The organism is Streptomyces resistomycificus, from assembly GCF_001514265.1.
Lineage (GTDB): Bacteria > Actinomycetota > Actinomycetes > Streptomycetales > Streptomycetaceae > Streptomyces > Streptomyces resistomycificus.
Genome location: NZ_KQ948990.1, coordinates 18,454 through 35,060 on the forward strand (window position 1 = coordinate 18,454; position 16,607 = coordinate 35,060).

Sequence of the window (16,607 nt, forward strand, 5' to 3'; positions counted from 1 at the left end):
CCCCTTCCGGCTACGCCTCCTGGGCGTGCAGGCTCATCGGACCGTAGATCTTCGTACCGTCCTCGAACAGGTGCACCTGGTCCGCACCGCCCTCGAGAAGGTCCTTCCAGAACTCCCCGATCCAGGACTCGGCGTCCCCCTGCGTGGTGAACTCCTCCGGCACGACCGCGGGCTGAACCTCGGTGCCGTCGGACTTCTCGAACCGCCACGTCCATGCCGCCATGTACGCCTCCCTGATGTGAGCACACTGCACAGCGGAAGCCGGATCTTGATCCGGCCCCTCACCGCAGCCTATTCGCTCCGCTGGGTGCACCGTCATCGACTGGGGGTGATCGGGCCTCGTACGGTCCCTGGCGGCCGGCCGGGTCCCTCGGGGCGTCCCCCAGGCGCGCGGGTCCCTCGGTGACCGGCGAGAATCGGGCTGTGGAAGTTACTTTGCTCGGCACCGGGGGGCCCGAGGGGCTCCCCCGCCCCGACTGTCCCTGTGCCGTCTGCGCGACCGCGTCGGGCGTGGACGCCCGCGGGGCGACCGCGTTGCTCGTGGACGGGGCGTTGCTGCTCGATCTGACCCCCGGCGCGGCGTTCGCGGCGGCGCGGGCGGGGCATTCACTGGGCGGCGTGCGGCAGGTGCTGCTGTCGCATCCGCACGACGGGCCGGCGGTCGAGGTGCCCGCCGGGGTGCCGCAGCCCGGCCGGGTGCCGGACGGGCGGGAGTTGGCACTGCTGACGGGGCATCGGGTACGGGCGGTGGCGCTGGACGCGCCGGGCACCGGGTACGCGGTGACCGGTCCGGACGGGCTACGGCTGCTGTACCTGCCGCCCGGGGGCGCCCCGGCCGGGCTGGAGAACGGGTCCGCCGAGACGTACGACATGGTGCTCGCCGACGTCGTGGGGCGACCGGACGCCCTGGCCCGGCTGCGGGCGGTCGGCGCGCTCGGGCCGACGACGGACGTCGTCGCCGTACACCTGGATCACGACGTGCCGTCGGGCGCGGAGCTGCGGCGGCGGCTCGCGGCGGCGGGGGCGCGGGCGGTGCCGGACGGGACGACGCTGGCGGTCGGCGCATACGAGGACGTACCGGATGTGCCGCGGCGGACGCTGGTGCTGGGCGGGGCGCGTTCCGGGAAGTCGGTGGAGGCCGAGCGGCGCCTGGAGGCGTTCCCCGAGGTTCAGTACGTCGCGACCGGCGGCACCCGCGACGGGGACGGCGAGTGGGCGGCGCGGGTCTCCACGCACCGGGACCGGCGGCCGGGGTCGTGGCGTACGGCGGAGACCTGCGACCTGGTGCCCCTGCTGAAGGACGACGGGCCGCCGCTGCTCATCGACTGTCTGTCGCTGTGGCTGACGGACGCGATGGACGCGGTCGGGGCGTGGGACGACGCGGAGTGGGCCGACGGCGGGGAGCGGGCGCTGCGGGCGCGGGTACGGGAGTTGACGGACGCGGTGCGCGGCACGCGCCGGACCGTGGTCGCCGTCTCGAACGAGGTGGGCTCGGGAATCGTCCCGGCCACCGCCTCCGGACGCCGCTACCGGGACGAACTCGGACGCCTGAACGCGGCGTTCGCGGGCGAGTGCGAGCAGGTACTGCTGGTGGTGGCGGGGCAGGCGCTGGTGCTACGGGGCTGAGGGACCGGGGTCGGGGTCGGGGATGTGCTGTGGGGGTGCGGCCGGGGGTGTGGCGTCGGCACTCGGCCTCGGCGCCCGCTCCCGGAGCGGCCTGTCCTTGCGGGCGATCACGCGGTAGGTGTTCGAGAAGCGGGTGCGGCTGAGCAGGGGGGCCAGGGCGTGGTCCGTCGCTCTGGCCGCGGCCAGCAGCGGGATGGTCACCCAGGCGGGCAGGGTGGGGGGCAGGAGTACGGACAGCGCGGCCGACAGGTCGTGGGGGACGTGGGCGGCACGGCGGTCCGCCCGCAGGATCGTGCAGCCCTGGGACTCCAGTTGGGCCCGCAGCTCGTCCAGGGACAGCAGGTGCGGGTCGCGCGGCCGGCCGTAGGGGATCCAGTGCCTGCCCAGCAGCCTGGCGAACGCGCAGCGCGGGTCGGCGGCTTCGACGAGCAGGTGGCCGCCGAGGCGGAGCACGGCCACGGCGGCGCGGAGTTCCGCCCGGGGGTTGGGGGTGTGCGGCAGGTGGTGGAGCAGGCTGACCACGTCGTAGCGGGCGCGGAGGTGGGCGGTGACCCGAGGGTCCGTCAGCCGGCCTACGTGGGCCTCCTCGACGCGTTCCTCCCGGCGAGCCCACTCGACCGTGGTGGTGAGGTCGAGGCCGTCGAAGGCCGTGTAGGGGAAGAACTCCCGGGCCGTCTGAGGGAATCGGGCGTCTCCCGTACCCACGTCCAGCCAGCCCTCCGGCTCGGGGAACGGGAGCATCGCGCGGGCGCTGGAGCGAAAGCGCCGTACGGAAGGGGCGGGCGGTGCGGGCATGGCGACTCCCGAGGACGTACGACAATCCGCTGCAAAACGGAACGTATGGGATGCCGATCTTCAACGCAACGACGTCGCCCGGTCGTCGTGGCGACATGGCGCCGCCGTGTTCGATCAGGGCCGGTACTGTTCGGCGAATGAGCTCGCTTAATCTCGACGACTTCACCGATCTGATCGAGCGTCCCGACGGCGGGGTTCGCCGCGACGCCGAGGCGCGCCGGGAGCGTCAGGTCGTGCCGCCCGGAGCGCTGGGCCGACTCGACGACCTGGGTGAGTGGCTGGCCGCGGCTCAGTCGGCCGTGCCGGTGCGGCCGGTCGAGCGGCCGCGGGTCGTCCTGTTCGCCGGGGACCACGGAATCGCCGAGCTGGGCGTCTCCGGGCGGCCGGCGGGCAGCGCCGCGGAGCTCGTGCGGGAGGTCGTGGAGGGCGGCCGGCCCGTGTCCGTCCTCGCCCGGCGCCTCGGCGTGCCGGTGCGGGTGATCGACATGGCGCTGGACTGCGACCCGCAGACGCTGCCCGGTGACGTCGTACGGCACCGGGTGCGGCGCGGCAGCGGGCGTATCGACGTCGAGGACGCGCTCACACCGGAGGAGGCGGAGGCCGCCTTCCGGGCCGGGGTCGCCGTCGCCGACGAGGAGGCCGACTCCGGTACGGATCTGGTCGTGCTCGGCGATCTGAGCGTGGGCGGGACCACGGCGGCCGGGACCCTGATCGCCGCGCTGTGCGGCACCGACGCGTCCGTGGTGACCGGGCGGGGCGGGCAGGCGATCGACGACCTGGCGTGGATGCGCAAGTGCGCGGCGATCCGGGACTCGCTCCGGCGGGCCCGGCCGGTGCTCGGGGACCAGTTGCTGCTGCTGGCGACGGTCGGCGGGGCCGACCTCGCCGCGATCACCGGGTTCCTGCTGCAGAGCGCCGTGCGGAAGATGCCGGTGATCCTCGACGGGGTCGTGGTGGCCGCCTGTGCGCTGGTCGGGCAGCGGATCGCGTTCCGGGCGCCGGACTGGTGGCTGGCCGGGCACAGCAGCGGCGAGCCGGGCCAGGCCAAGGCGTTGGACCGGATGGCGCTGGAACCGCTGCTCGACCACGGGGTGACGGTCGGGGAAGGGGCGGGGGCGTTGCTGGCGCTGCCGCTGGTGCAGGCGGCGGCGGCACTGGCCGCGGAACTCCCGGAGAAGCCGGCCCGGCCGGCGGAACCCGAGTCGGAGAAGCCGCCGGTTTCCGAGGTAACGCTGGACTCCGAGGCACCCCGGGACTCCGAGGCGCCCCTGGACTCCAGGGCCCCGCTGGACTCCGAGGCACCCCAGGGCTCCAAGGCCCCGCTGGACTCCGAGGCACCGCTGGACTCCGAGGCACCCCCGAATTCCAAGGCGCCCCTGGACTCCGAGGCGCCCAAGACGGAGTAGGTCCCCCGCTCGGGCCCGGCCGGCCCGGGCGGCGCCGGAGTGCGCCGTCGTGGCGGAGCGCCGTCGCGACGGCCGCAGGGCATGATCCCCGTTCATGGAAGATGTCCGAATCGCGGACCGGACTCCTGAGCCGTGCCCACGAGACCCGGATCACCCGGGTTTCGCTCAACTTCACCGTGTTCCGGTCGGTCTTCGAGCGTGGCGCACGCCTCGGCGCCCGGCCGGTGCCGAGGCCGTGGCGGCCGCCGCTCGACACGGGATGGGGACCACCGCATGAACACGCTCGCCCGCTGGGCCCGTGCCGAATGGGGATCGCTGTACGGCACGGTGCGCGGGCCGTTGCGGGAGCGCCGGTGGCGGGCGTCGCCCATGGCGATCGGGGCGGTGTGTCTGACAGCGGCTCTGCACTTCGCGCACAGCCGGTCCTGGGGCTACCGGTTCGTGCAGGACATCGGGGCCGTGCGCGCCGAGGACCCGCTGTGGCTCGCCCTGGCGCGTACTCCCCTGTCCCTGTTCGTGCCCGCACTGGACCTGCCGGTCTGGGGCGCCCTGGTGCAGATCCTGCTGGTGTTCGGCATCGCCGAGATCTGTCTGGGCCGGTGGCGGACGCTGGCGATCGCGTACGCCGCGACCCTGGCCGGCACGCTGTACGCGCGCGTGGGCATCCGGCTGGGTCCGGACAGCGCTCTGGGTCTGCCCGGCTCGGACGCGCACGTCGTGGACACCGGGCCGTCGGCGGCCGTGGTGGGCCTCGCCGTGTTCCTCGGCCTGCGCCACGGCGCGTACGTCACCGCGGGTGCGGTGATCGCGGCGATGGCGGCCGAGGTGGCGCTGAAGAACAACCTGGCCGGCAGGGAGCACCTGGCCGCGATCGCGGCGGTGCTGGTGCTGTGCGGGGTCTCGGCGCTGCGTCACCGGCGTTCGAGGGCGCGGACGGGCTCGGGCTCCGGTTTGCCGCCGATCCAGTCCTGAACGGTGCGGCTGGGGCCGGCCCAGCGGCGGTCGTGGTGGAAGGCGCGCAGGGTGGACCGGGCCCGGGCGCGGCTGCGGCGTCGGTAGAAGCGCTTGGCCCAGGGGGAGCCGGGGCGGGCCAGCCGGATGGCGCCGACGAGGGCGACGAGGGGGACGATCACGCCGAAGATCGCGGTGCGGGCCTTGCCCTTGGCCAGGGCGACGAGGGAGAAGACGAAGTTCACGGCGACGCTGGTGATGACGGAGCCCCGGTCCTGGAGTTCGTCCTCGTCGAGGCCGTCGACCCCGAACGGCGAGAATCCGGCGAGGACCAGTCCGACCAGGGCCGCGGTGAGCACCACGACCTCGACGCTCTTGCGGCCGGCCTCGGTCCAGTAGACGTCGTCGAGGTGCAGGATCAGTGCGAACTCGTCCAGGACCAGACCCGCTCCGATGCCGAAGACGACCGCGAACGCGGCGGAGCCGAAGCCGTGCCGGCTGCTGGCGACCGCTCCGAAGCCGCCGAGTACGGTCAGGGCGACTCCGGGGACCACGTGATGGATGTGCACGCCCCCGGCGCTGACGTTGCCGAAGGGCCCTTTGCCCGCCCGGATCATGCGGGTGACGACCCGGGTGATCAGAAACGTCAGCACGAACGCGGTGAGGGCGAGGAGCAGCGGCAGCTTGCCGGGCTCGATGATGTTGCGCTCCAGCCAATGTCCCATATGAGCACTTTATCCACGGGTCCGGTCGGTGCTCTCGTCACAGCCGCCGTAGGAGCACCCGCAGCCGCCGGATACCCTGCGCCGGTGTCCACGCCCTCCTCGCCCCCCTCCTGGCCGGACGGCCTCCGCTTCGCCTTCGGCACCCTCACCGTCCTGCCGGTCGAGGTGACCCGCTGGGACCGGGAGGCGGCCCGCCGCGGCATGCTGTGCGCCCCGGTGGCCGGGCTTGCGGTCGGCGCGGGTGCGGCCGTGCCGGGCCTGCTCCTGCTGTGGTCGGGCGCGGGCCCGCTGCTCGCCGCCGTCGCGTCCGCCGCCGTCCCCGCCGTGCTGACCCGGGGACTGCACCTGGACGGGCTCGCGGACACCGCCGACGGGCTGGGCAGCGCGAAGCCCGCCGAGGACGCACTGCGGATCATGAAGCAGTCGGACATCGGGCCGTTCGGGGTGATCACCCTCGTCCTGGTGCTGCTGGCCCAGGTGGCGGCGCTGTCACAGCTCTACGCCGGCTCGTGGACCCGGGGCGCGGTGGCCGCCGTCGTCTCGGCGACCGCCGCCCGCCTAACCCTCACCCTGGCCGCCCGCACCGGTGTGCCGCCCGCCCGGCCGGAGGGGCTGGGGGCCGCGGTGGCGGGGGTGGTGCCGGTACGGGCCGCGGTGCTCGCCGCCGCGGCCGTCCTGTCGGTGTCGGCGTGTGCGGGGGGCCTGTTCGGTCCCTGCGACGCCGTCCGCGTGACACTCTCGGTCCTCGCCGCCCTCGGCGCCGCCGAACTCCTTCTGCGCCACTGCGTCCGGCGGTTCGGCGGGGTGACCGGTGACGTGTTCGGAGGGCTCGCGGAGACGGCGGCCACCGTGGCGCTGGTGGCACTGACCCTGGGCGGCTAGGGCCCTAGGAGTGTCCGAGGCTCCTTCAGCAGGACCTGCGCCACACCCCGAGTTCGTACTTCTTGAGGATCGAACTCAGCTTCAGGCGGCGGGAGTCGGAACAGAAGCGGCTGGTGGGCAGTTCGTACTCGGCGTGGAAGACCGCCTTGCCCGCGGAGACGAAGGGCCTCAGGTCGTCGCATTCGCCGTACTGGGCGCACTGCTCGTTGACCGCGAAGTCGAAGTCGTCCACGAGCTGCGGGATCTGGTCGAGGTCGTTCTTCAGGCCCACGGCCATGCCGCGGTCGTGGGCGAGCTTCGCGATCAGGCGGTTGTAGCGGAGCTGGTCGGCGGCCTTCAGGGGGAAGCCGGTGCGGTTGCGGTAGCCGTCCATGTTGTCGGGCTCGACCGCGTCGAAGCCCTTCTTGCGGCACATGTCGACCCGGGCCGCCATCAGGGGTTCCAGGACGTCGGTACGACGGATGTCGAGCCAGCGCTCGCCCTCCCAGCCGTTGCCCCGGCCGATGACCGACTCGGGGAACCTTCCGGCGTCCGGGCGCCAGTCCTCCCAGGCGCCGGTCGACAGGTAACAGATGACCTTGCGGCCCTCGCGGTGCAGGGCGGTGACCGTCGCGCCGGACTGGTCGAAGCCGTCGATGTCGTAGACGGGGACGTCGACGCTCGTGTCGACGCGGCCCCTGAGCTGCCACTGCCAGGCGACACCGGGACGCGGCCGCCAGTGGTCGCCGCTCGGCCGGTCCTCGGGCACGGTCGTGCAGGCCGCCGACAGCGCGAGCAGGGCTGCGAGCGGGATGAGGCGTCTCACCGGGCGGGCTCCAGGGGGTGTGGCGGATACCCGAGGATGATCTCCCACCGGATCCCCGGACAACCCGAGGGGAATCCCTCGGGTCGGCGCAGGCCGGCGAGGCGTACGCTCGCCGATGCCGGACATGTGTGACTCGCCTCACCGGCAACGGGAATCGGCCAGCGGCCGTGCCGCCAACGTGAGGTGAACGCCCGCGGGAATGATCGACGGCGGGCCCGAGCGTAGGCTCGTGACGGGTGTTCGCCCGCCCAGGCGGAGGCCGTGCCGCAGGAGAGATCCGGGTCGGTTGTCGGGCCGGACGACCCACCCGTGTTCGGCCACCACAACAGACTTCAACGGAAGCGAGATTTCACCACCGTGACTGCTCTCACTCTCAGCACCTCCGCGGCGCCCGGTCTACGGGCCGACGCGATCGTGATCGGTGTTGCCAAGGGCACTGGATCCCGGTCCGGGGACCTGGTCGTCGCACCGGGCGCCGAGGCCGTGGACAAGGCGTACGACGGCAGGCTCGCCGGCGTCCTGGAGACCCTCGGTGCCTCCGGCGCCGAGGGCGAGGTGACGAAGCTGCCCGCGCCGGCCGGCTTCAAGGCGCCGCTCGTGGTGGCGGTGGGCCTGGGCGCCGAGCCCGAGAAGGACTCCGGCTTCGACTCGGAGGCCCTGCGCAAGGCGGCCGGCGTGGCCGCCCGTACCCTCGCCGGCTCCAAGAAGGCCGCGTTCGCACTGCCCCTCACGGACGCCGCCGACGCCGGTGCGGTGGCCGAGGGCGTGCTGCTGGGCGCGTACTCCTTCACCACCTACAAGGACAACGGCAAGGACGCGAAGGGCAAGAACGGCAAGGGCCCGCTCGCCGAGGCCGCGCTGCTCGGCGGCAAGCCCCGCGACCGCGCCTACAAGGCCGCGATCGAGCGGGCCGCCGCCGTCGCCGAGGAGCTCAACCGCGCCCGCGACCTGATCAACATGCCGCCGAACGACCTCGACCCCGAGGCGTTCGCCGCGATCGCCCAGGCCGCGGCCAAGGAGCACGGCATCAAGGTGCAGGTGCTCGACGAGAAGGCCCTGGTCAAGGGCGGCTACGGCGGCATCCTCGGGGTCGGCGCGGGCTCCGCGTCCGGGCCGCGGCTGGTGAAGCTTTCCTACACCTCCTCGAAGGCGAAGAAGCACCTCGCCTTCGTCGGCAAGGGCATCACCTACGACTCGGGCGGCATCTCGCTGAAGCCGGCCGGTCACAACGAGACGATGAAGTGCGACATGAGCGGTGCGGCGGCGGTCTTCGCGGCCGTGGTCGCCGCCGCGCGGCTGGGGCTGGAGGTCAACGTGACCGGCTGGCTGGCGCTGGCCGAGAACATGCCGTCCGGCTCGGCCACCCGGCCGGGTGACGTCCTGCGCATGTACAGCGGCAAGACCGTGGAGGTCCTCAACACCGACGCCGAGGGCCGGCTGGTCCTCGCCGACGCGCTGTGGGCGGCCTCCGCGGAGAAGCCGGACGCGATCGTGGACGTGGCGACGCTGACCGGCGCGATGATGCTGGCGCTGGGCAACCGGACGTTCGGGGTCATGGCGAACGACGACGCGTTCCGCTCCGCGGTGCACGAGGCCGCCGAGGAGGTGGGCGAGCCGGCGTGGCCGATGCCGCTGCCGGAGCACCTGCGCAAGGGGATGGACTCCTCCACCGCCGACATCGCGAACATGGGCGAGCGGATGGGCGGCGGCCTGGTCGCCGGGCTCTTCCTGCGCGAGTTCGTGGGTGAGGGCATCACCTGGGCGCACCTCGACATCGCGGGGCCGGCCTTCAACGAGGGCGGCCCGTTCGGGTACACGCCGAAGGGCGGCACCGGTACCGCGGTGCGCACGCTGGTGCGGCTGGCCGAGCTGACCGCGGCCGGCGACCTGGGCTGAGGCCGATTCCGGTGACGGGCCCCGCGCGCGGGTAGGGCGGGGCCCCGTCACCGTGTCGGGTGACGCGCGTCGCGCTGAAGTGCGCCGAAGAGTGCGACGTCTCACACACCAGCCCGGCGTCTCGTCCGGCGCCGACAAGTGCGAAGATGGGCCTCGGCAGGACAGGGCCCCACCAAGGGCCGAAGAACGAGCGGCCGGACACCAGCCGCCGACCGGTCACCGCAGACCGGCGTGGCGCACATGCATGGAGGACGTGACGTGGCGAACGACGCCAGCACCGTTTTCGACCTAGTGATCCTCGGCGGTGGTAGCGGTGGGTACGCCGCGGCCCTGCGCGGGGCACAGCTGGGCCTGGACGTCGCCCTGATCGAGAAGGACAAGGTCGGCGGTACCTGCCTGCACCGGGGGTGCATCCCCACCAAGGCCCTGCTGCACGCGGGCGAGATCGCCGACCAGGCCCGCGAGAGCGAGCAGTTCGGCGTGAAGGCCACCTTCGAGGGCATCGACGTGGCCGCCGTCCACAAGTACAAGGACGGCGTGATCTCCGGCCTGTACAAGGGCCTGCAGGGACTCGTCGCCTCCCGCAAGGTGACGTACATCGAGGGTGAGGGACGCCTCTCCTCCCCCACCTCCGTCGACGTGAACGGCCAGCGCGTCCAGGGCCGCCACGTCCTGCTGGCGACCGGCTCCGTGCCGAAGTCGCTGCCGGGCCTGGAGATCGACGGCAACCGCATCATCTCCTCGGACCACGCCCTCGTCCTGGACCGCGTGCCGAAGTCGGCGATCGTCCTCGGCGGCGGTGTCATCGGCGTCGAGTTCGCCTCCGCCTGGAAGTCCTTCGGGGCGGACGTCACGGTCATCGAGGGTCTCAAGCACCTCGTCCCGGTCGAGGACGAGAACTCCTCCAAGCTTCTTGAGCGCGCGTTCCGCAAGCGCGGCATCAAGTTCAACCTGGGCACCTTCTTCTCGAAGGCCGAGTACACCGCCGACGGCGTCAAGGTCACCCTCGCCGACGGCAAGGAGTTCGAGGCCGAGATCCTGCTCGTCGCGGTCGGCCGCGGCCCCGTCTCCGCCGGTCTCGGCTACGAGGAGCAGGGCGTCGCCATGGACCGCGGCTACGTCCTGGTCGACGAGTACATGCGCACCAACGTCCCGACCGTCTCCGCCGTCGGTGACCTGGTCCCCACGCTCCAGCTCGCGCACGTCGGCTTCGCCGAGGGCATCCTGGTGGCGGAGCGTCTGGCCGGTCTGAAGACCGTGCCGATCGACTACGACGGTGTCCCGCGGGTGACGTACTGCCACCCCGAGGTCGCCTCCGTGGGGATCACCGAGGCCAAGGCCAAGGAGATCTACGGCGCGGACAAGGTCGTCGCTCTGAAGTACAACCTCGCGGGCAACGGCAAGAGCAAGATCCTGAACACCTCGGGTGAGATCAAGCTCGTCCAGGTCAAGGACGGTGCCGTGGTCGGCGTCCACATGGTCGGCGACCGCATGGGCGAGCAGGTCGGCGAAGCCCAGCTGATCTACAACTGGGAGGCGCTGCCCGCCGAGGTCGCCCAGCTCATCCACGCGCACCCGACGCAGAACGAGGCGATGGGCGAGGCCCACCTGGCCCTGGCCGGCAAGCCCCTCCACTCGCACGACTGACCCTCGGTCGACGAACGCGACGACACAGACTTCCGCAATTCGTAAGGAGCAACCGAAACCATGGCGGTTTCCGTAACCCTTCCGGCGCTCGGCGAGAGCGTCACCGAGGGCACCGTCACCCGCTGGCTGAAGGCCGAGGGTGAGCGCGTAGAGGCCGACGAGCCGTTGCTCGAGGTCTCGACCGACAAGGTCGACACCGAGATCCCCTCGCCCGCCGCCGGTGTCCTGGCCTCCATCAAGGTCGCCGAGGACGAGACCGTCGAGGTCGGCGCCGAGCTCGCCGTCATCGACGACGGCACGGGCGCACCCGCTGCCGCCCCGGCCCCCGCGGCCGAGGAGGTCGCCCCGCCGGCTCCCGAGCCGGCCCCGGCCGCCCAGCCGTCCACCGAGCAGGCCGCCCCGGCTCCTGCTCCCTCCGCCGAGGCCGCCTCCGGCGGCGGCAGCGCCGAGGGCACGGACGTCGTCCTGCCCGCGCTCGGCGAGTCCGTCACCGAGGGCACCGTCACCCGCTGGCTGAAGTCGGTCGGCGACTCCGTCGAGGCCGACGAGCCGCTGCTCGAGGTCTCCACGGACAAGGTCGACACCGAGATCCCGGCGCCCACCTCCGGTGTGCTGCTCGAGATCACGGTCGGCGAGGACGAGACCGCCGAGGTCGGCGCCAAGCTGGCCGTCATCGGCGCCCCGGGTGCCGCTCCGGCGGCCGCTCCGGCCCCCGCCGCCCCGGCTCCGGCCCCCGCCGCCGAGGCCCCGGCTCCGGCGCCCGCCCCCGCGGCTCCGGCTCCGGCTCCGCAGGCTCCCTCCGCTCCGGCGCCGCAGCAGCAGACGACCCCGGCTCCCGACCCGGTCCCGGCCGCTCCGGCGCCCGCTCCGGCGCCGGCCGCCCAGGCCCCGGCTCCCGCCGCCACCTCCGGTGACGACGGCGCCTACGTGACCCCGCTGGTGCGCAAGCTCGCCGCCGAGAACGGCGTCGACCTGGCCACCGTCAAGGGCACCGGCGTCGGCGGCCGTATCCGCAAGCAGGACGTCACCGCCGCCGCCGAGGCCGCGAAGGCCGCCGCCGCTCCGGCTCCGGCCGCTGCCGCCGCTCCGGCCGCCAAGAAGGCGCCGGCCCTGGAGGCCTCCCCCCTCCGTGGCCAGACCGTCAAGATGCCGCGCATCCGCAAGGTCATCGGCGACAACATGGTCAAGGCGCTGCACGAGCAGGCGCAGCTGTCCTCGGTCGTCGAGGTCGACGTCACCCGACTGATGAAGCTGCGCGGCCGGGCCAAGGACGCGTTCGCGGCCCGTGAGGGCGTGAAGCTCTCCCCGATGCCGTTCTTCGTCAAGGCGGCGGCCCAGGCGCTGAAGGCCCACGCGCCCGTCAACGCCAAGATCAACGAGGCCGAGGGCACGATCACCTACTTCGACACCGAGAACATCGGTATCGCGGTGGACTCCGAGAAGGGCCTGATGACCCCGGTCATCAAGCACGCCGGTGACCTCAACCTCGCCGGTATCGCCAAGGCCACGGCGGACCTCGCGGGCAAGGTCCGTGCCAACAAGATCACTCCGGACGAGCTGTCCGGCGCGACCTTCACCATCTCCAACACCGGTTCGCGCGGTGCGCTCTTCGACACGATCATCGTGCCGCCGGGCCAGGTCGCGATCCTCGGTATCGGTGCCACGGTCAAGCGTCCGGCCGTCATCGAGACGGAGGAGGGCACGGTCATCGGCGTCCGCGACATGACGTACCTGACCCTCTCCTACGACCACCGTCTGGTGGACGGCGCCGACGCGGCCCGTTACCTGACCGCGGTCAAGGCGATCCTGGAGGCGGGCGAGTTCGAGGTCGAGCTCGGCCTGTAACCACCTCGCATGTACGGTGCCCCCGTCCGGAGCTTCTCCGGGCGGGGGCACCGGCGTGTCACCGCGGGGTCGGCCTCCTGTCCGTCCGGCCCGGCGGCGACCGCGCCCACACGTGGGCCGACTGCGCCGAGGTGAGCGAGGAAGCCTGGGCGGCGACGGTGGGGATCATTCGCCCCGCGAGCGGCGCCCTGGCCACGGCGACACCGAACGGGCCCCCGGAGTCCCGTCTTGACGGAGAACACCGAGATGGGAGCGTGTAAGCCTTGTCTCACCTGCACGAAAGCGCCCCCGTGCGCCCCTCCCCCGAGGACGTGCGGCCTTATTGTCTAAACGTCAAACGCCCCCGGGGCCGATGGGCGGCCCCTCCCTAAGGAGCCCTCATGACCGCGCCCGTCGTCCACTCGCTGCGCGAGCAGATCCGCGAGCACATCGTGGAGGGGATCGTCAGCGGGCGCTGGCAGCCGGGTGAGCGGATCGTCGAGCGGCGGATCGCCACCGAGCTGGAGGTCAGTCAGACACCGGTGCGGGAGGCGCTGCGCGAGCTGGAGTCGCTGCGGCTGATCGAGTCGGCGCCGAACAAGGGCGTACGGGTGCGCAACCTGACCGCGGCCGACCTGGAGGAGAGCTACCCGGTCCGGGCCGGTCTGGAGGCGATCGCCGCGGAGTTGGCGGCCGGACGCCTCGCGGAGGACTGCTCGGCGCTGGAACCGCATGTCGCCGCCCTCTACGAGGCCGACCGCGACGCCGACGGCACGGCCCAGGTGCGGCACACCGTGGCCTTCCACCGCGAGCTGGTCCGGGCGGCGGGCAACTCGGTGCTGCTGCACACCTGGGAGGGCCTGGGCATCGAGGTCTTCACCGCGCTGTCGATCCGCTGGCTGGGCACCGTCCAGCAGTCCTACGCGGAGGAGCACGAGGAGCTGGTGGCCGCGTTCCGCCGCCGGGATCCCCGGATCGCCGACATCGTGAAGGCGCATGTGCTGGGCTGCGCGCCACAGGCGTGACCCTTGAGCGGGCCCTCGCTCAAACGCTGTCCGACCTGCGAAAACCGACCGAAATGCGGCACCCGGTGTCTCCGTGGAAGGCACCCCGTGCCTACTTTCTCGTGATCAAGATATTTTGCCCCTGAACCCTTTGATCGATCATCGATCAGGGGGTTAGAGTCGCCGACGGGCCACGCGGCGGAGCCGCAAGGTGTCACAGCACCGAGGCCCCAGCCCTGTCCTGCCAAAGACCTAGGGCAAACCCCGAACCCTTGACGATGAGGGAACCCCCTTCGACTGAGGAAGGCGGCGACATGACCGACCCCCACGCCATCCAGCCGAGCGCGCTCGACCAGCTCCCCGACCGGGACCCGGAGGAAACCGCCGAATGGCAGGCCTCTCTGGACGCGGTCGCCAAGGCGGCCGGGCCGCACCGTGCCGCGTACCTGATGCGGCGCACGCTGGAGCGTGCCGAGGGCAACGGCATCGCGCTGCCCAAGCTGCTCGAGACCGACTACGTCAACACCATCCCGACCGCCGCGGAGCCCTCCGCGCCCGGTGACGAGGAGATGGAGCGCCGGATCACCGCGTGGAACCGCTGGAACGCGGCCGCGATGGTGAGCCGCGGCAGCAAGTACGGCGTCGGCGGCCACATCGCCACCTTCGCCTCCGCGGCCTGGCTCTACGAGACCGGCTTCAACCACTTCTTCAAAGGCAAAGAGGCCGACGGTTCCGGCGACCAGCTCTACATCCAGGGCCACGCCTCCCCCGGCATCTACGCCCGCGCCTTCCTCGACGGCCGGCTGAACGAGGACCACCTCGACAACTTCCGCCGCGAGTCCGCCGGTGGCGGCCTCCCGTCGTACCCGCACCCCCGCCGCCTGCCCTGGCTGTGGGAGTTCCCGACGGTGTCGATGGGCCTGGGCCCGCTCTCCGCGATCTACCAGGCGCGCTTCAACCGCTACCTGACCAACCGCGGCATCAAGGACGTCTCCAGCTCCCACGTCTGGGCCTTCCTCGGCGACGGCGAGATGGACGAGCCGGAGTCGACGGCGGCACTCGCGCTCGCCTCCCGCGAGGGTCTGGACAACCTGACCTTCGTCATCAACTGCAACCTGCAGCGGCTCGACGGCCCGGTCCGCGCGAACTTCAAGATCGTGCAGGAGCTGGAGGCCCAGTTCCGCGGCGCCGGCTGGAACGTCATCAAGACGCTGTGGGGCACCGCCTGGGACGAGCTGTTCCAGCTCGACACCACCGGCGCGCTGGTGCGCCGCCTGCGTGAGGTGCCCGACGCGCAGGTGCAGACGTACCAGACGCGCGGCGCGGCCTACATCCGCGAGGACTTCTTCGGCAAGGACCCGGCGCTCGTCGAGATGGCGAAGCTGCTGAGCGACGACAAGATCCTCGAGTGTTTCCACCTCTCCCGCGGTGGCCACGAGGCGCGCAAGGTCTACGCCGCGTACAAGGCGGCCGTGGAGTTCGAGGGCGCCCCGACGGTCATCCTGGCCCAGACGGTCAAGGGACACACCCTCGGCGAGGGCTTCGCGTCGAAGAACGCCAACCACCAGATGAAGAAGCTCTCGGTGGACGAGTTCAAGGCGATGCGCGACCTGCTGGAGCTGCCGATCTCGGACAGCCAGTTCGTCGACGGCGTGGTGCCCTACGGCCACCCCGGCGCCGACTCCCCCGAGGTCCGCTACCTCCAGGAGCGCCGCGCGGCCCTCGGCGGTCCGGCCCCGGCCCGCCGTACGCAGCCGCTGGCCCCGCTGCCGGCCCCGGCGGAGAAGGCGTTCGCCTCCTTCGACAAGGGCTCCGGCTCCCAGAACGTCGCCACCACCATGGCGTTCGTCCGCCTGATCAAGGACCTGGTCCGCGACAAGGAGTCCGGCAGGCGCTGGGTGCCGATCGTCCCCGACGAGGCGCGCACCTTCGGCATGGAGAGCCTCTTCCCGTCCCTCGGCATCTACTCGCCCAAGGGCCAGACGTACGAGCCGGTCGACCGTGACCAGCTGATGTACTACAAGGAGGCCAAGAACGGCCAGATCCTCAACGAGGGGATCACCGAGGCCGGTTCGATGGCCGACTTCATCGCCGCGTCCACCGCGTACTCCACGCACGGTGAGGCGATGATCCCGTTCTACATCTTCTACTCGATGTTCGGCTGGCAGCGCACGGCCGACCAGATGTGGCAGCTCGGCGACCAGCTCGGCCGCGGCTTCCTCGTCGGCGCGACGGCCGGCCGGACGACCCTGACGGGCGAGGGCCTCCAGCACGCCGACGGCCACTCGCCGGTGATCGCGGCGACGAACCCCGCGTCGCTGACGTACGACCCGGCGTTCGCCTACGAGGTCGCCGCGATCGTCAAGGACGGTCTGCGCCGCATGTACGGCGAGGCGGCCCCGGGCGAGGACCCGAACGTCTTCTATTACCTGACCGTCTACAACGAGCCGCTGCCGCAGCCCGCCAAGCCGTCCGTCCCGGGCGTCGACGAGGGCATCGTCAAGGGCCTGTACCGCTTCAGCACGGCGGAGTCGGCGGGTGTGGAGGTGGCCGCGGCCAACGCCCCGCGCATCCAGCTGCTGGGCTCCGGCACGGCGATCCACTGGGCGATCAAGGCGCAGAAGCTGCTCGCCGAGGAGTGGGGTGTGGCCGCCGACGTGTGGTCCGCGACCTCCTGGACCGAGCTGCGCCGCGACGCGCTGGAGGCCGACGCGGCCCTGCTGCGCGGCGAGGAGCGGATGCCGTACGTCCGTCAGGCGCTCGACGGTGCCGAGGGCCCGGTGCTGGCGGTCTCCGACTACATGCGCCAGGTCCCCGACCAGATCGCGCAGTGGGTCGAGCAGGACTGGTCCTCGCTGGGCGCGGACGGCTTCGGCCTCTCCGACACCCGCGAGGCGGCCCGCCGGCACTTCGGGGTGGACGCCGAGTCGATCGTCGTCGCGGCCCTGGCCCAGCTCGCGAAGCGGGGCGAGGTCAAGGCCACCGCGGTGAAGGAAGCGCGCGAGAAGTACGGCCTGTAGGACCTGAGGTCCGGCGAAGGGGTACG

The 16,607-nt window shown here is 72.4% G+C and carries 13 protein-coding genes; 9 read left to right on the top strand and 4 right to left on the bottom strand.

The window, feature by feature from the left end; translation table 11 throughout:
* Positions 1–10: 10 nt before the first annotated feature.
* Complete coding sequence (locus AQJ84_RS10040; protein ID WP_030039290.1) at positions 11–223, bottom strand: hypothetical protein; 213 nt, start codon at positions 221–223, stop codon at positions 11–13.
* A 200-nt stretch (positions 224–423) separates the two neighbouring features.
* Here AQJ84_RS10040 and AQJ84_RS10045 point away from each other — a divergent pair, with 200 nt between their 5' ends.
* Complete coding sequence (locus tag AQJ84_RS10045; protein ID WP_030039289.1) at positions 424–1,626, top strand: bifunctional adenosylcobinamide kinase/adenosylcobinamide-phosphate guanylyltransferase; 1,203 nt, start codon at positions 424–426, stop codon at positions 1,624–1,626.
* On the opposite strand, the gene AQJ84_RS10050 is transcribed toward AQJ84_RS10045, so the two are convergent.
* A complete protein-coding gene (locus AQJ84_RS10050) occupies positions 1,615–2,421 on the bottom strand; it encodes a class I SAM-dependent methyltransferase (protein WP_059198813.1) in 807 nt (268 codons plus the stop codon). The genes AQJ84_RS10045 and AQJ84_RS10050 overlap by 12 nt on opposite strands.
* Positions 2,422–2,558: 137 nt before the next feature.
* Here AQJ84_RS10050 and cobT point away from each other — a divergent pair, with 137 nt between their 5' ends.
* A complete protein-coding gene (gene cobT / locus AQJ84_RS10055; protein ID WP_225889087.1) occupies positions 2,559–3,827 on the top strand; it encodes a nicotinate-nucleotide--dimethylbenzimidazole phosphoribosyltransferase in 1,269 nt (422 codons plus the stop codon).
* A gap of 273 nt (positions 3,828–4,100) precedes the next feature.
* The gene (locus AQJ84_RS43715) at positions 4,101–4,799 is read left to right on the top strand and encodes a hypothetical protein (protein ID WP_030039285.1); all 699 of its coding nucleotides are present in this window, start codon (positions 4,101–4,103) and stop codon (positions 4,797–4,799) included.
* Here AQJ84_RS43715 and AQJ84_RS10065 read toward each other — a convergent pair.
* On the bottom strand, positions 4,739–5,503 hold the full coding sequence (locus AQJ84_RS10065; protein WP_053190700.1) for a hypothetical protein: 765 nt from the start codon (positions 5,501–5,503) through the stop codon (positions 4,739–4,741). The two genes, AQJ84_RS43715 and AQJ84_RS10065, sit on opposite strands and share 61 nt — an antisense overlap.
* A gap of 84 nt (positions 5,504–5,587) precedes the next feature.
* On the opposite strand from AQJ84_RS10065, the gene AQJ84_RS10070 reads away from it, so the two are divergent.
* Complete coding sequence (locus tag AQJ84_RS10070; protein ID WP_053190703.1) at positions 5,588–6,385, top strand: adenosylcobinamide-GDP ribazoletransferase; 798 nt, start codon at positions 5,588–5,590, stop codon at positions 6,383–6,385.
* 25 nt (positions 6,386–6,410) lie between these two features.
* On the opposite strand, the gene AQJ84_RS10075 is transcribed toward AQJ84_RS10070, so the two are convergent.
* Positions 6,411–7,190 carry an endo alpha-1,4 polygalactosaminidase gene (locus AQJ84_RS10075; RefSeq protein WP_030039280.1) on the bottom strand — a complete coding sequence of 260 codons (780 nt, stop codon included), beginning with the start codon at positions 7,188–7,190 and terminating at the stop codon, positions 6,411–6,413.
* Positions 7,191–7,547: 357 nt separating this feature from the next.
* Between AQJ84_RS10075 and AQJ84_RS10080 the strand changes: the two genes are divergently transcribed.
* The 5 genes from AQJ84_RS10080 to aceE all read left to right on the top strand — a co-directional run bounded on the left by AQJ84_RS10080 (position 7,548) and on the right by aceE (position 16,581).
* On the top strand, positions 7,548–9,086 hold the full coding sequence (locus AQJ84_RS10080) for a leucyl aminopeptidase (protein WP_030039279.1): 1,539 nt from the start codon (positions 7,548–7,550) through the stop codon (positions 9,084–9,086).
* A gap of 258 nt (positions 9,087–9,344) precedes the next feature.
* Positions 9,345–10,733, top strand: a complete 1,389-nt coding sequence (gene lpdA / locus AQJ84_RS10085; RefSeq protein ID WP_030039278.1) for a dihydrolipoyl dehydrogenase — start codon at positions 9,345–9,347, stop codon at positions 10,731–10,733.
* Positions 10,734–10,793: 60 nt separating this feature from the next.
* Entirely contained in the window at positions 10,794–12,578 is a 1,785-nt protein-coding gene (gene sucB, locus AQJ84_RS10090) for a 2-oxoglutarate dehydrogenase, E2 component, dihydrolipoamide succinyltransferase (RefSeq protein ID WP_053190705.1), read from the top strand.
* A 380-nt stretch (positions 12,579–12,958) separates the two neighbouring features.
* On the top strand, positions 12,959–13,582 hold the full coding sequence (locus AQJ84_RS10095) for a GntR family transcriptional regulator (RefSeq protein ID WP_030039276.1): 624 nt from the start codon (positions 12,959–12,961) through the stop codon (positions 13,580–13,582).
* 293 nt (positions 13,583–13,875) lie between these two features.
* On the top strand, positions 13,876–16,581 hold the full coding sequence (gene aceE / locus AQJ84_RS10100; RefSeq protein ID WP_030039275.1) for a pyruvate dehydrogenase (acetyl-transferring), homodimeric type: 2,706 nt from the start codon (positions 13,876–13,878) through the stop codon (positions 16,579–16,581).
* Positions 16,582–16,607: the final 26 nt, after the last annotated feature.